We start from the raw sequence: 14,219 nt of genomic DNA, 5'->3' as shown, positions 1-14,219 counted from the left end.
ATGGCATTGTTCTTCCAACTGACCGTCGACGGACTCGCTTCGGGCGCAATTTATGCCTCATTGGCATTGGCACTCGTTCTGATCTTTCGCGCGACCCGCATCGTGAATTTCGGGCAGGGCGAGATGGCGACATTCTCGGCCTATTGCGCGTGGCAGCTCTGCGAATGGGGCGTGCCGATGATGATTTCGTTCCTCGTCGTCACCCCCCTGGCCTTCCTGCTCGGGATAATCGTCTTCCGTTTCGTCATCAGGCCGGTATCGCGCGCGCCGGTCGAGGCCGTCGTGGTGGTCACGCTCGGATTGTTCGTGGTCTTCCAGGCGCTCTGCTTGTGGCTCTGGGGCTCGGACCAGCGCGCGTTTCCCTCGCTGTTCCCGAATCTCGGCTGGGACGTTCTCGGCATACGCGTGACGGCGAGCGCCGTCGGCACGCTTGCCGTCCTTCTCGGTCTGGCGCTTGCCATCGGGGCTGTCTTCCGCTTCACGCGGCTGGGCCTCGCGATGCGCGCCTCCGCCTATGACGGCGAGAAGAGCCTTCTTGTCGGTATCCCGGTCGAACGGATGCTGATGCTCGGCTGGGGCTTCGCCGCGATGATCGGCTTCATTGCAGCCCTGCTTGTCGGGCCGCGACTGTTCCTGAGCCCGACGATGATGATGCCGATCCTTCTCTACGCCCTCGCGTCGGCCACCCTTGGCGGCTGGGATAGTCCGCTTGGCGCCATGATCGGCGGCCTGATCGTTGGCGTGGTCGAAAGTGTCGGCGCGGCTTTCCTGCCGTTCATCGGTGCCGATCTGCGCGTCGTGATCCCGATCATCGTCGCTCTCGTCGTCCTGCTCGTTCGGCCGATCGGCCTTTTTGGTACTCGCACGGTGGTCAAGCTATGAGAACGCATCTTCTACGATTTGTCTCCGCGGGTCTTGTCGGGGTTGCTGCCCTCGCTTTGCCTCTCTTCGTTCCCGACTTCCTGCTGTTCGAGATCAGCATTGCCATCGCCTACGGCATCGCGATCCTCGGCCTGAACCTGCTCCTCGGCTTCACGGGGCAGATCTGTCTGGCGCAGGGTGCGCTTTTCGGGGTCGGCGCCTATACGACGGCCATTCTCAACGTCAACTTCGGCTGGGATCCGGTGGTGACGCTGCCCGTGTCGGCCATTACCGCCGGTTCGGTCGGTGTGCTTATCGGCCTGCCCGCCCTGAGGCTGCAGGGGCTGCAGCTGGCGATCATCACCTTCGGCGTGGCGGCGGCATTTCCGCAGCTGCTATTGAAGATGGACAGTTTGACCGGTGGCGTCACCGGCCTTGCGACTGACCAGCCGTTCGCCCCCGAATGGTTTCCCGGCAGCCAGGAGGCATGGCTCTACGGCCTGTCGCTGATCTGCGCCGCTGCTTCGATCCTGGTGATTAGCCGGCTGATGCAGGGCGATACGGGACGCCTGATGCGGGCGCTACGCGACAATCCGGTGATCGCCGAGGCTCTTGGTGTCAACCTGACCAAAGGCCGGCTTGCGGCCTTTGCCGTAAGCTCGGCGCTCGCCGGGCTGGGCGGCGGACTCTTCTGTATCCTGAACGGCTTCATCAGCCCGCAGTCCTTCCTGCCGATGAAATCGATCGACATCCTGATCGGTGGCATCGTCGGCGGCATCACCAGCATTGCCGGTTCGTTCGTCGGGGCCGTCTTCATCGTCTTCGTGCCGGGCTTCACCACAGACGTCAGTCCCGCCCTGGGCGGACTGATCTACGGCCTTTGCCTGATCGCCATGATGATGGTTGCCCGCCAGGGCATCGCCGGCTTGCGGCTCGACAGGCTCACTGCGGCCATTCCTGGCATTTTCAGGTTCAAGGTTTTTTCACGGATGCCGGGCGCGTTGCCCGGTCAATTGGGAGGAGAATGACATGCCGAGAGGCGTTTTGAGAGGTGCTTACAGCATGCTACAGGTGATCGCCCTGACAGGGCTCATTGCCGGCGCTGCGCAGGCGCAGGAGAGCGAGGCCCCGGGTATCACGGACGATGCCGTCCGGATCGGAATATCGGGACCTTTGACCGGTCCGGTTGCCGCGCTCGGCGCGATCTCGGGGGGCGTCAGGACGAAGGTCGACGCGATCAATGCCGCAGGCGGCGTGAAGATGGGTGACGGCAAGACGCGCAAAATCGACCTTGTCGTGGAGGATGACGGGCTTGATCCGCAGCGCACGCTCACGAATGTCCGCAAGCTTGTCGAGCGCGAGGAGGTGTTTGCCGTGCTTGCTACGGCGGGGACGCCCAACAACCAGGCGATCGGCCGGTACATGACGCAACGCGGAGTCCCGAACCTCTTCATGTACTCGGGCGTCCACGAGCTTGCCGGGCCCGAATGGGAGATCGGGCTCGTTCCGTCCTTCACGACGGAGGCCGCTGCTTTCGCGCGTTATCTGCTCGAGACCAAGCCCGAGGCAAAGATCGCGCTGCTTTATCTGAACACCGAGACAGGGCAGACCTTCCAGAAGGCCCTCGAGGACGCGATCAGCATGTCCAGTATCACGATCGTCGCGGCCCAGCCCGTGACATCGGCCGACCCGACCGTCGAAACGCAGCTCTCGACGCTGAAGGCATCCGGCGCCGATACACTGGTGGTGATCACCGGGCCGAAGCAGGGTGCGGAGGCCGTGCGCTTCGCCGCGGAGAGTGGCTGGAAGCCAACCACTCTCGTCTCGAACATCGCAGCTTCCGTCGCTTCGCTGAAGCCGGCAGGTCTCGAAAATGCGAAGGGCGTGATAACGAGTCAGTATCTGAAGCAAGTCAGTGCAGCCGCACCGGGGGACGACAAGGGAATCACGCGCTACATCGCCGATCACGAGGCGGCGAAGGCAAGTTTCGCCATCGACGACGCGCTCGGCCAGGTCGGGTATGTGACCGGAGATGCACTGGTCAAGGTGCTCGAATCGATGAAGCAGCCGAGCCGCGAGGCGATGATGGAGGCCGCCCGAAACCTTCAGGGCGTCGAGTTGGATCTTCTACTGCCCGGCATCACCTTGAACACCAGGAGTGGCGAGGACGTCTATCCGATCGAATCGCTACAACTCTTTCAGTTCGACGGAACCGTGTACCAGCCGATCGGCTCGATGCTCTCGTTCGAAGGGAAAACGCCGACACATTGATCCGGGAACGGCTGTCACTTTGAAGGGGCGCAGCAGCGCCCCTTTTTGCGTCTGATGCTGGTGTCTGTAAGGGGGCTGTCATACGATTTGGTATTGACATTCTTTCTGGAATTGGAATACTACATAGTATCTTGAAATGGTGATGGCGACCGATTGAAGCTCTTTCGGGTGGGGTCGCCGGAGATGGCTTGCCGCGGGAGGGGCGTCATGGCGAAGGTGATGAGGAATATAGTGCGAACCGATGACGCCATCGTGCGCGGTCTCGGCGAGCTCGGTGTTGCAACCGTTCATGAGGCGCAAGGCAGAAGGGGCCTGCTTGCTCCATATATGCGCCCCATCTACCGACCTGCGAAAATATCCGGCAACGCGCTGACCTGCGAGGTCGCCCCCGGCGACAATTGGATGATCCATGTGGCGCTCGGTGAGGCTCGCCCCGGCGACATACTCGTGGTTTCGCCGACCTCGCCCTGCGACGACGGCTATTTCGGTGATCTCCTCGCCACCTCTGCCAAGGCGCTCGGCATCCGCGGGCTTGTCATCGACGCCGGCGCTCGCGACGTCGCGACGCTTACTGAAATGCAATTCCCGGTCTGGTCGAAATCGATTTTCGCCCAGGGCACCGTAAAGGAGACCTTGGCCAATGTTCAGATTCCGATCGTCTGTGCCGGCTGCCTCGTCAATCCCGGCGATGTCATCATTGCCGATGACGATGGCGTATGTGTCGTCCCGGCCGGGAATGCGGCAAGGGTCCTCGAAAAGGGGCGGCAGCGCGAGCGGATGGAGGAGGAGAAGCGCCAGCGCTATGCAGCGGGCGAGCTCAGCCTCGATGTCAACGGCATGCGGGCGAAGCTGCTTGAAGAGGGTCTCGTTTATGTCGATTGACGAAAAAGCAGACCTGCCGCGGCGGGTCGTTACCGGCATCAGGGACGGCCGCTCCATTTTCGTCAGCGACGGTCCGGTGCCCAACGCGCATCTGCATGAATCGATTCCGGGTTTCATGACCTCCGTTTGCTGGGCGACGCAGCCCCATGCGGAGCTGCCGGTGGACGGTTCCGACCCCGCTTTGCCCGGAATCGTGATCACGCCCGCGATCGGCGAGACGCGTCTGATGGTCGTTCGTTTCCCGCCGGATTCGGTGATGGCCGACCCGTCCTTCGATCCGGCCGCGGCCGATGCGGAGCAGCGCATGCACCTGCCCGGGCTTGCAGAGCTCTTCGAGCGCGAAAATCCCGGCATGCACACGACGGACTCCATCGACTACGACATCGTGCTCGACGGCGAGATCTGGCTTGAGCTCGATGATGGAGCTGAGGTGCATCTCACGCAGGGCGATGTCGCGATCCAGTGCGGCACGCGCCATGCCTGGCGGAACAAGGGAACGTCGCCGGCCACGATGGCCTTCGTCCTGATCGGAGCGGCCCGCTCCTGAGCTTCGCCTGCTCGAGCGGAAGACCAACCGGAAACCATGAACCTGTGCAATACACGCGGCCGGAGGAGGGCGCGATGCATTACGATTGCCTTATCGTCGGAACTGGACACGGCGGCGCCCAGGCCGCGACATCGCTTCGTCAGCACGGCTTCCAAGGGTCGATCGGCCTCCTCAGCGAGGACCGGGATCCGCCCTATGAACGCCCGCCCCTGTCCAAGGATTATCTCCTCGGGGACAAAGGTTTCGAACGTATTCTGATCCGACCGGCGGAGTTCTGGGCGGCGCGCAACATCGACCTGCTGCTCGGCCACGAAGTCCTCAGCGTCGACGCCCACGGGAAGCAAGTCCGTTGTGCCGACGGTCAGACCTTCAGCTACGGCCATCTCGTCTGGTCGGCCGGTGGGCGTCCCCGCCGCTTGGCCTGCCCGGGGCACGATCTCCAGGGCATCCACACGATCAGGACCCGCTCGGATGTGGACCGGCTAGTCGAAGACCTTGGCAGGGCAGAACGGGTGGTCGTCGTCGGCGGCGGATACATCGGGCTCGAGGCCGCAGCTGCGCTGATCAAGCTTGGAAAGGCGGTGACGGTGGTCGAAGCGATGGACCGCGTGCTTGCTCGCGTCGCCGCAGAGCCGCTGTCGCGATTCTATGAGCGGGAACATCGCGACCACGGCGTCGAGATCCGCCTCAAGGCCGGCATCGAGAGCTTCGTCGGCAGCGAGGGGCGGCTGACCGGCGTGTCGCTGACGGATGGTGAAACGATCGATGCGGATATCGCCATCGTCGGCATCGGCATCCTGCCCTGCGTCGAGCCTCTGATCGAGGCCGGGGCGGCAGGAGGAAACGGCGTCGATATCGACGACCATTGCCGGACGAGCCTGCCGGACGTCTTCGCGATCGGCGACTGCGCCAGGGTGAAGAGCGCCCACGGCCTCAGGATAGAGTCCGTCCAGAACGCCCACGATCAGGCGACGGCCGTGGCAAAGACGCTTTGCGGTGAACCGACGCCCTACAGGGCGACACCCTGGTTCTGGTCGAACCAATATGACCTCCGGCTTCAAACCGTCGGCCTTTCGGCCGGTTTCGATGGGACGGTTGTCAGAGGCGATCCCAGCACCCGCAGCTTCAGCATCGTCTATCTCCGCGAGGGAGCGGTAGTCGCCCTGGACTGCATCAATTGCGTCAGGGATTACGTCGAGGGCCGGATGCTTGTCGAAAGGGCCGCGCGCATCAGCCCGGAAGTCCTTGCAAACAGCAGCGTCAGATTGAAGTCGCTGGCCGCCGCGTGAGGGCGCGCAGGGGATATGGAGGAAAAAATGTCGAACTTCACGGTAATCTCGCGAAATGGACAGGTCGTGCCCGTAGAGGGGCGCGAAGGGATCTCGGTCATGGAGCATATTCGTGACGCGGGGGTCGACGAACTGCTCGCCCTATGCGGCGGCTGCTGTTCCTGTGCCACCTGTCACGTTTATGTCGACGACGACTTCCAGGAGCACCTGCCGGCACTCTCCGTCGACGAAGACGATTTGCTCGACAGCTCCGACCATCGCCGGCCGCAGTCGCGGCTTTCGTGCCAAATCCGGTTTGCGCCGGAGCTGAAGGGCATGATCGTGACGCTGGCCCCAGAAGACTGAGGGCCGCGCGAACAATTGCTTCGACGTCAGTGATCGAGAACCGGCCGGAGGAAGGTGACGGTGAGTGTGAGTGTGTACATAGCACGGGAAAACAGTCCCGACGAGCCGCGCGTCGCCGGTTCCGTCGAAAGCGTCAAGAACCTGAAGGGGCTCGGTCTCGACGTGGTCGTCGAGGCCGGTGCCGGCCTCGGGTCGCGGGTGCCGGATGCCGAGTTCGAGAAAGCCGGGGCGCGGATCGGCACGGCTGCCGATGCGAAGAGCGCCGACGTCATCCTCAAGGTGCGGCGGCCGACGGCTGAGGAGATCGGCGGCTACCGGTCCGGGGCGATCGTCATCGCCATCATGGACCCCTACGGCAACGACGCGGCGATCGCCGCGATGGCGGCGGCCGGGCTGACCGCCTTCGCCATGGAACTGATGCCGCGCATCACCCGGGCCCAGTCGATGGACGTGCTGTCCAGCCAGGCGAACCTTGCCGGCTACCAGGCAGTGATCGACGCGGCCCACGAATACGACCGGGCCCTGCCGATGATGATGACGGCGGCCGGCACGGTGCCGGCGGCCAAGGTGTTCATCATGGGCGCCGGCGTCGCCGGGTTGCAGGCGATTGCCACGGCGCGGCGCCTCGGCGCCATGGTGTCGGCCACCGACGTGCGCCCCGCGGCAAAAGAGCAGGTCGCCTCGCTCGGCGCCAAGTTCATCGCCGTCGAGGACGAGGAGTTCAAGGCGGCCGAGACGGCCGGCGGCTATGCCAAGGAAATGTCGAGGGATTACCAGGTCAAGCAGGCGGCGCTCGTCGCCGAGCATATCGCCAAGCAGGACATCGTCATCACCACGGCGCTGATCCCCGGCCGGCCGGCGCCGCGGCTCGTCACCCGCGCCATGCTCGACGCGATGAAGCCGGGCTCGGTCGTCGTCGACCTCGCCGTCGAACGCGGCGGCAATGTCGAAGGCGCCGAAGCCGGCAAGGTCGTCGAGCTTGGCGGCGTCAAGGTCGTCGGCCACCTCAACGTGCCGGGCCGCATCGCCGCCTCCGCCTCGCTGCTCTACGCCAAGAACCTCGTCACCTTCCTGGAGACGATGGTCTCGAAGGAGACGAAGGCCCTGGCGGTCAACATGGAGGATGAGCTCGCCAAGGCGACGGCGCTGACCCACGGCGGCGCCGTGGTGCATCCGGCCTTCGGCGGCGCGAATGGGGGAGACAAGTGATAGCGAACGAACTTCTGGACAAGGCGCTGACCGATCTCGAACGGGCGGTCGAGGCGGTCAGGACGGCGGCCGAATACGTGCCGGATGCGGCCGGTGCGATGGCGCATGGCGCCACCGGCGGGGCGATCGACCCCTTCGTCTTCCGGCTGGCGATCTTCGTGCTGGCGATCTTCGTCGGCTACTACGTCGTCTGGTCGGTGACGCCGGCCCTGCACACGCCGCTGATGGCGGTGACCAACGCGATCTCCTCGGTGATCGTCGTCGGGGCGCTGCTGGCGGTCGGCATCTCCGCCTCGGGGCTTGCCACCGGCTTCGGCTTCGTCGCGCTGGTGCTTGCCTCGGTCAACATCTTCGGCGGCTTCCTGGTCACCCAGCGCATGCTCGCCATGTACAAGAAAAAAGACAAGTGAGGCGGGCCGATGAACGCTAACTTCGCAGCCTTCCTCTATCTCGTCTCCGGCGTCCTGTTCATCATGGCGCTCCGCGGCCTGTCGCATCCGACCACCAGCCGCAAGGGCAATGCCTACGGCATGATCGGCATGGGCATCGCCATCGTCACGACGCTGCTCCTGGCGCTGCCGTCGATCGGCGGCTTCCTGCTGATCGTCGCCGGCCTGGCGCTCGGCGGCGGCGCCGGCGCCTATATCGCCAAGCGCATCCCGATGACGGCGATGCCTCAACTCGTCGCCGGTTTCCATTCGCTGGTCGGGCTGGCCGCCGTGCTGGTCGCCGCCGGCGCCCTCTATGCGCCGTCCTCCTACGGCATCGGCGCGATCGGAGAGATCCACGCTCAGGCGCTCGTCGAGATGGCGCTCGGCGTGGCGATCGGCGCGATCACCTTCACCGGTTCGATCATCGCCTTCCTGAAGCTCGACGGCCGCATGTCCGGCAAGCCGATCCTCTTGCCCTACCGGCATCTGATCAATCTCGGGCTGGCGGCGCTGATCGTCTTCTTCATCGTCGGCCTGGCGCTGACCGAAAGCCATTTCGACTTCTGGGCGATCGTTGCCCTGTCGCTGGCGCTCGGCGTGCTGATCATCGTGCCGATCGGCGGCGCCGACATGCCGGTCGTCGTGTCGATGCTCAACTCCTATTCCGGCTGGGCGGCGGCCGGCATCGGCTTCACGCTCGGCAACCTGGCGCTGATCATCACCGGGGCGCTGGTCGGCTCGTCCGGTGCGATCCTCTCCTACATCATGTGCAAGGGCATGAACCGCTCGTTCGTCTCGGTGATCCTCGGCGGCTTCGGCGGCGAGACGGCGCAAGCCGGCGGCGACGACGGCGTGCAGCGGACCGTCAAGCAGGGTTCGGCCGACGACGCCGCCTTCCTGATGGCGAACGCCTCGAAGGTGATCATCGTGCCGGGCTACGGCATGGCGGTGGCGCAGGCCCAGCATGCGCTGCGTGAAATGGGCGACCAGCTGAAGGCGGCCGGCGTCGAGGTCAAATACGCCATCCACCCGGTCGCCGGCCGCATGCCCGGCCACATGAACGTGCTCTTGGCCGAGGCGAACGTCCCCTATGACGAGGTGTTCGAGCTCGAGGACATCAACTCGGAGTTCGCCCAGGCCGACGTCGCCTACGTGATCGGCGCCAACGACGTCACCAACCCGGCGGCGCGCGACGACAAGACCTCGCCGATCTACGGCATGCCGATCCTTGACGTCGACAAGGCCAAGACCTGCCTGTTCGTCAAGCGCTCGCTCGGCTCCGGCTATGCCGGCATCGACAACACGCTGTTCTATAAGGACGGCACGATGATGCTGCTCGGCGACGCCAAGAAGGTCACCGAGGAGATCGTCAAGGCGATCAACCACTGAGGCGCAACGCAAGGCCCCGGAACTCTGTCGGAGTCGAGGCTTCTTCCCGCCAACTTGCCCGGTCACCGCAGGTGGTCGGGCATTTTTTGTCCTTCTCCGTTCTGACCGGCGACAACAGTGCTCAAGCCCAAGGGTTCCTTCGGCTCCGATTGCGGGTGATCGATCGTCTCGCGAAGGGGGACCAACGACAAAATGCCCCGCGGCGCTCGGAGTTCGGCTCGGCATGCCGGCCAGCCTCACCGCACGGCTTAGGCTGGCCGCGTGCCGAGACCCACGGGGGCGTGCCAGCCTGGCACCGGCTTCGATGCTTCCGTCAAACGAAAGACCCGCCCGGGAGCACCGGGCGGGTCTTTCGTTGTGCCATGGCTGAGATTGGTTTTCCGTCAGGCAGCTCGGCGCGCTAGATGGCGACCGCGTAATAGGTGAATCCGCCGTCGCCCTTAGTGACACCGGAAATCGCTTCGTTGATTGCCTCCAGCGGCCAGACCATCGGCTCCATGATAGAGAGATCGATGACCTTGCTTTCCACCATGGCCGCTATCTCCATGGCCTCGGCGGCGGTGAACCAGACCGAGCCGATCAGTTCCATCTGCTCATCCATCCACCACTTCACGTCGACGGGCAAATCGCCGGCCGTGCCGCCGATATTGACGATCCGACCGCCTCTTCGAACGCCCTTCATCGCGTCGAGCATGGATTCGAGCGGAGCCTTGGCGCCGAGAGTGTCGAGCATCAGGTCAGCACCGACGCCGCTGGTTCGGGCTTTGACGAACTCCGCGCTCGATCCGGTCCGGTTTGAGAAGGTTTCGATCCGATCCGGTGCTATAGCTTTCAGGCGGGCAAGCAATTCGTCACCACGAGCGACGGCATATATCTTGCCGATGCCCATCGCCAAGGCAAAGATCGTCGCGCCCACGCCGAGCGTTCCGGTGGCGCCGTTGATGATCAGGGAACGGCCCACAAGCGGCCCGCATTTCTTCAAGGCCGCATAGGACGTGCCGAGGTATCCCATCCGCGATCCCTGCACAAACGACATATTGTCGGGAATTTTGATGACCTGTGCCTGCGGCGCCAGCATGTATTCGCAGAACCCGCCATAGGGGTATCGCTTGAACATCTCCAGGCTTTTCGGATTGTAGCCGAAATATCCGCCCAGCGTCCAATGCTGGCATGCCTGCGGATGGCCCGACGAGCATGCGTGGCAAGCGCCGCAGTAACGCCCCGGATTGATATAGACGCGGTCCCCGGGCTTGAGTGACACGACCTGCTCGCCGACCTGATGAACGATCCCGGAAGGGTCGAGCCCGTGGATTGCCGGCCGTGGCGGCAATGGCATCTGCGGATACCAAGTCTCCCAATTTGCAAGGACATTGCCGAGGTTTGGCACCATTCCGCAGGCCTTGACTTCAACGACGATATCGGTGCCTGAGGCAACCGGCCGCTCCACCTGATCTATTCTCATCGGCTCACCGACGGCATGTAGCCGTGCGGCACGCATGGTCTGCGTCATGATTTCCTCCCACTTGCAACTGGTTCAGACACCGATTGAAATACTAGACAGTGTTCTAATACCATTGAGTATCCAAAGACGCAAGGCTGCGCGACTTTCAGTTCCTGTCGAAGGTTTGCCGCTGAGCGCCTTCACCATAGCGCATTCGCAATCATGCATTGACACACGACGCATTCACATACTAAAAGGTATTTGAAGTCCAAATGGTATGTGAAATCCTGATGGCGGAAGGAGTGGTGCCGAGAGCGGCACCGATGCCGGAAGGTTTGCGTGGGAGGTGGAAATGGCAAGTGATGCGTCTGCCCTGACAGGGGCGAACCTGTACAATGATCCCTACCCGGTTTACGCGCGACTGCGCCGCGAGGCCCCGGTCGCGTTCTTCGCGGGGACCAACGAGTATTTCGTTACACGGTATGAGGATTGCCGCACGGTCGGCGCGAACGACAGGGTGTTCGGACCGTCGGGCGCTCCGGATCGGCCGGAGGCGCGCGTCATGGGCATGCCCAATGTCCTGACCATGTCGGGGGAGGAGCATGCCTGCCTGCGCGAGGGCATCGACCTCAACCTGACGCAGGAGCGCGTGCGCTCCTATGTCGACCGCCTGACCCGACCGGTGGTGCAGCGGTTTATCGATGAGATCAGACCGAAGGGCGCGGCAAATCTGACGACCGAGCTTTTCGAGCCGATCTCGGTGCGCTGTATCGGCGACGTGATCGGCCTGACGGAAACCTCGAACGACAATCTGGTCGAGTGGTTCCACGCGATGGCGCTGGGTCTCCAGAATGTTTCCAACGACCAGGCGGTCTGGGACCGGCTCGACGCCGCTCTCGCCGATATCGACAACCAGCTGGGCGCACTTTATGACGCAGCGCTTTCGAAGCCCAACCACACGCTGATGAGCCACGTCATGCATGGCGGCATGCCCGAGGGCAAGGCGCGCAGCCTTAAGGAGATTTCGCCGACCATGCGCGTCATCATCCTGGGCGGCCTGCAGGAACCTGGCCATGCGGCCGCAAACGCCTGCGCCGGGTTACTGTCGAACCCGGAACAGGCGAAGGTCATGGCGGAAGATCCGTCGGCTCACGCGCTGAAGGCTTTCGACGAGGGGCTGCGCTGGATCGCGCCGATCGGGGTGACGCCCCGTGTGGCCGCGCAGGATTTCGAGATCGCCAGCACCGTCATCCCGGCGGGGTCCTCCGTAGCCATCGTCATGGGGTCCGCAAACCGCGACGAAGCGCGCTTCGAGAATGCGGATCAGTTCGACATGTTGCGCAAGAAGAAGCAGCACGTCTCCTTCGGCTTCCGTCCGCATTTCTGTTCGGGGCATTTCCTGTCGCGCGCCATGGGCGAGATCGCGCTCGAAGAGGCGTTCAGGCAATTGCCGAACCTGCGCCTTGACCCCGAGCAGGAAGTGAAGGCCAAGGGCTGGCGCTTCCGCGGCGTGAACGTGCTGCCGGCAAAGTGGGATGCGTGATGACCCTGATTATCGACTGCCACGGCCACTTCACCACCGAACCGCAGAAACACCATGACTTCCGCAAGGCGCAGGTCGCCTTTGCGGAAGGCAGGGTCAGGGAGAGGCCGGCCTATCCCGGCATTTCCGACGAGGAGTTGTACGCGATCATCGAGGCCAACCAGCTGAAGCTTCAGAAGGAGCGCGGCTCGGATCTGACGATCATCAGTCCACGGGCCTCGGGGATGGGGCATCACATCGACAATGTGGAGATCGCCGGTGAATGGGCGCGAATCTCGAACGACAACGTCAAGCGCATCGTCGACCTGTTCCCGGAGAATTTCGCCGGCGTGTGTCAACTGCCGCAAACCGTCGACGGGGATCTGCGGGCCGTGATCGCCGAACTCGAGCGTTGCGTCGCTCAAGGCTTCGTCGGCTGCAATCTCAATCCGGATCCGTCCGGCGGACGCTGGAGTGCTCCGCCGATCTATGACGAATGGTGGGATCCGCTCTGGGAGGCGATGGTTGGGCTCGACGTTCCGGCGATGATCCACGTATCGGGCTCGTGCGAGCGCTGTCTGCACACGACCGGCGCCCACTACATCAATGCCGACACCGCCGTATTCATGCAGCTCATCCAGGGCGATCTCTTCGAACGGCATCCCAGGCTGCGGCTGATCATACCACACGGCGGCGGCGCTGCCCCCTATCATTGGGGACGCTATCGGGGTCTGTCGATCATGCTCGAAAAACCGCCGCTTACCGAGCACCTGATGAACAACCTGTTCTTCGACACCTGCGTCTATCATCAGGCCGGCATCGACACGCTCTTCCGCGTGGTGGACAAGAAGAACATCCTGTTCGGCGCGGAACTGCTCGGCGCCGTGAAGGCTGTGGACCCGGAAACGGGGCACAGCTTCGATGACACCAAGCGCTATATCGATGCGCTCGGCTTCAGCGCCGAGGACAGGCACGCGATCTTCGAAGGCAATGCGCGCCGCGCCTACCCCCTGCTCGACAAGAGACTCAAGGCGCAGAACCGCTAGTTCGCGGCCGCACAAGGAGGAACAATTATGACTATCGTTAAGTTGGCGGGTGGCGCACAGGGCTTCAACTGGCTTCCCGTATTCGTCGCCGAAGAGCAGGGCCTGTTCGAGAAATACGGGCTGAAGGTTGAATATCTGCGTCTCGGCAGCGTCGACAAGGCGACGACCGCCGTAGCCGAAGGGGCGGCGGATCTGGCGATCACGCCGCCGGAAGGGGCGGTCTCGAGCTACATCAAGGGCGGTGACCTGCGCATCGTCGCGTCGAACTCGAACCGCCTGCCGATGTCGCTCGTCGCGCATCCGTCGATCGGATCGATCGCCGCGCTCAAGGGTAAGAAAATCGGCACCTCGTCGCTGACCGAGGGAACGGCGATCTACACGCAGCTGCTGCTTTCCCGCGACGGGCTGAAATATCCGGGCGACTACGAATTCGCGCTTGCCGGCGTGCACACCAAGCGGTGGGAGGCGCTCCAGGCGGGAGATATCGATTGCGCCCCGCAGCCGGCTCCCTGGAACTTCCTGGCAGAAGCCGCGGGTTACAACCTCATCGGCGAGGTCAATGACGCCATTCCGGAAATCGTATTTGCGGCGCTCATTGCCAGAACAGATTGGCTCGAAGCCAATGGTGAGACGATGTGCAAGCTCCTGAAGGCGCTTGTCGAGGCATACCGGATCACCAACGATCCCGCCAAGGAGAGCATCACACTGCCGATCTTCCAGCGCGTTACCGTGCCGGATGATGCCTGGCTCGCACTCCGCGGCCTGCGCTATATGCGCGATATGGGCATGTGGCCGAATGGGCTCGCCATCCCCGAGAAGGCACTTGAGACCACGATCGACCTGATGATCCGGGCGGGGCTGCTGGACGAAGACCATCGCAGGTCGGCGACCGGCGTCTTCGATATGTCCTATCTCGCCAAGGCGCTTGCCTGACGCTACGCGCTGCGGAGCGTCAGCCGAGGGACAGGGGGCCGCGATGCAAGCGG

General features: G+C 63.5%; 14 protein-coding genes. 13 read left to right on the top strand and 1 reads right to left on the bottom strand.

Annotation, left to right across the window (positions count from 1 at the left end; genetic code table 11):
- The 10 genes from EKH55_RS27700 (at position 1) to EKH55_RS27655 (ending at position 9,224) form a co-directional block, all read left to right on the top strand.
- On the top strand, positions 1-882 hold the full coding sequence (locus EKH55_RS27700; RefSeq protein WP_069456655.1) for a branched-chain amino acid ABC transporter permease: 882 nt from the start codon (positions 1-3) through the stop codon (positions 880-882).
- Complete coding sequence (locus tag EKH55_RS27695; protein ID WP_069456654.1) at positions 879-1,889, top strand: branched-chain amino acid ABC transporter permease; 1,011 nt, start codon at positions 879-881, stop codon at positions 1,887-1,889. The genes EKH55_RS27700 and EKH55_RS27695 overlap by 4 nt, the downstream gene beginning before the upstream one ends.
- Before the next feature lies 1 nt (position 1,890).
- On the top strand, positions 1,891-3,132 hold the full coding sequence (locus EKH55_RS27690; RefSeq protein WP_069456653.1) for an ABC transporter substrate-binding protein: 1,242 nt from the start codon (positions 1,891-1,893) through the stop codon (positions 3,130-3,132).
- A gap of 207 nt (positions 3,133-3,339) precedes the next feature.
- Complete coding sequence (locus EKH55_RS27685; RefSeq protein WP_069456652.1) at positions 3,340-4,014, top strand: 4-carboxy-4-hydroxy-2-oxoadipate aldolase/oxaloacetate decarboxylase; 675 nt, start codon at positions 3,340-3,342, stop codon at positions 4,012-4,014.
- Positions 4,004-4,561, top strand: a complete 558-nt coding sequence (locus EKH55_RS27680) for a cupin domain-containing protein (protein WP_069456651.1) — start codon at positions 4,004-4,006, stop codon at positions 4,559-4,561. The genes EKH55_RS27685 and EKH55_RS27680 overlap by 11 nt, the downstream gene beginning before the upstream one ends.
- Positions 4,562-4,635: 74 nt before the next feature.
- Positions 4,636-5,850: an NAD(P)/FAD-dependent oxidoreductase gene (locus tag EKH55_RS27675; RefSeq protein WP_069456650.1), complete on the top strand. Its 1,215-nt coding sequence runs from the start codon at positions 4,636-4,638 to the stop codon at positions 5,848-5,850.
- Between the two features lie 27 nt (positions 5,851-5,877).
- On the top strand, positions 5,878-6,195 hold the full coding sequence (locus EKH55_RS27670; protein WP_069456649.1) for a 2Fe-2S iron-sulfur cluster-binding protein: 318 nt from the start codon (positions 5,878-5,880) through the stop codon (positions 6,193-6,195).
- A 60-nt stretch (positions 6,196-6,255) separates the two neighbouring features.
- Positions 6,256-7,404 (top strand): Re/Si-specific NAD(P)(+) transhydrogenase subunit alpha, encoded by a 1,149-nt coding sequence (locus EKH55_RS27665; RefSeq protein WP_069456648.1) that lies wholly within the window; start codon positions 6,256-6,258, stop codon positions 7,402-7,404.
- Complete coding sequence (locus tag EKH55_RS27660) at positions 7,404-7,814, top strand: NAD(P) transhydrogenase subunit alpha part 2 (RefSeq protein WP_069456671.1); 411 nt, start codon at positions 7,404-7,406, stop codon at positions 7,812-7,814. The genes EKH55_RS27665 and EKH55_RS27660 overlap by 1 nt, the downstream gene beginning before the upstream one ends.
- 9 nt (positions 7,815-7,823) lie before the next feature.
- A complete protein-coding gene (locus EKH55_RS27655) occupies positions 7,824-9,224 on the top strand; it encodes an NAD(P)(+) transhydrogenase (Re/Si-specific) subunit beta (protein WP_069456647.1) in 1,401 nt (466 codons plus the stop codon).
- A gap of 400 nt (positions 9,225-9,624) precedes the next feature.
- On the opposite strand, the gene EKH55_RS27650 is transcribed toward EKH55_RS27655, so the two are convergent.
- Complete coding sequence (locus EKH55_RS27650; RefSeq protein ID WP_069456646.1) at positions 9,625-10,734, bottom strand: alcohol dehydrogenase catalytic domain-containing protein; 1,110 nt, start codon at positions 10,732-10,734, stop codon at positions 9,625-9,627.
- 283 nt (positions 10,735-11,017) lie between these two features.
- On the opposite strand from EKH55_RS27650, the gene EKH55_RS27645 reads away from it, so the two are divergent.
- From EKH55_RS27645 to EKH55_RS27635, 3 genes are read left to right on the top strand one after another with little or no spacing between them, the layout of a single operon-like run.
- Positions 11,018-12,208 (top strand): cytochrome P450, encoded by a 1,191-nt coding sequence (locus EKH55_RS27645; RefSeq protein ID WP_069456645.1) that lies wholly within the window; start codon positions 11,018-11,020, stop codon positions 12,206-12,208.
- A complete protein-coding gene (locus EKH55_RS27640) occupies positions 12,208-13,233 on the top strand; it encodes an amidohydrolase family protein (protein ID WP_069456644.1) in 1,026 nt (341 codons plus the stop codon). Before EKH55_RS27645 ends, EKH55_RS27640 begins: the two co-directional genes overlap by 1 nt.
- A 27-nt stretch (positions 13,234-13,260) precedes the next feature.
- The gene (locus EKH55_RS27635; RefSeq protein WP_015887573.1) at positions 13,261-14,166 is read left to right on the top strand and encodes an ABC transporter substrate-binding protein; all 906 of its coding nucleotides are present in this window, start codon (positions 13,261-13,263) and stop codon (positions 14,164-14,166) included.
- Positions 14,167-14,219 lie beyond the last annotated feature (53 nt).

Source organism: Sinorhizobium alkalisoli (assembly GCF_008932245.1).
Classification (GTDB): domain Bacteria; phylum Pseudomonadota; class Alphaproteobacteria; order Rhizobiales; family Rhizobiaceae; genus Sinorhizobium; species Sinorhizobium alkalisoli.
This window is presented reverse-complemented; position numbering and strand designations above follow the sequence as displayed.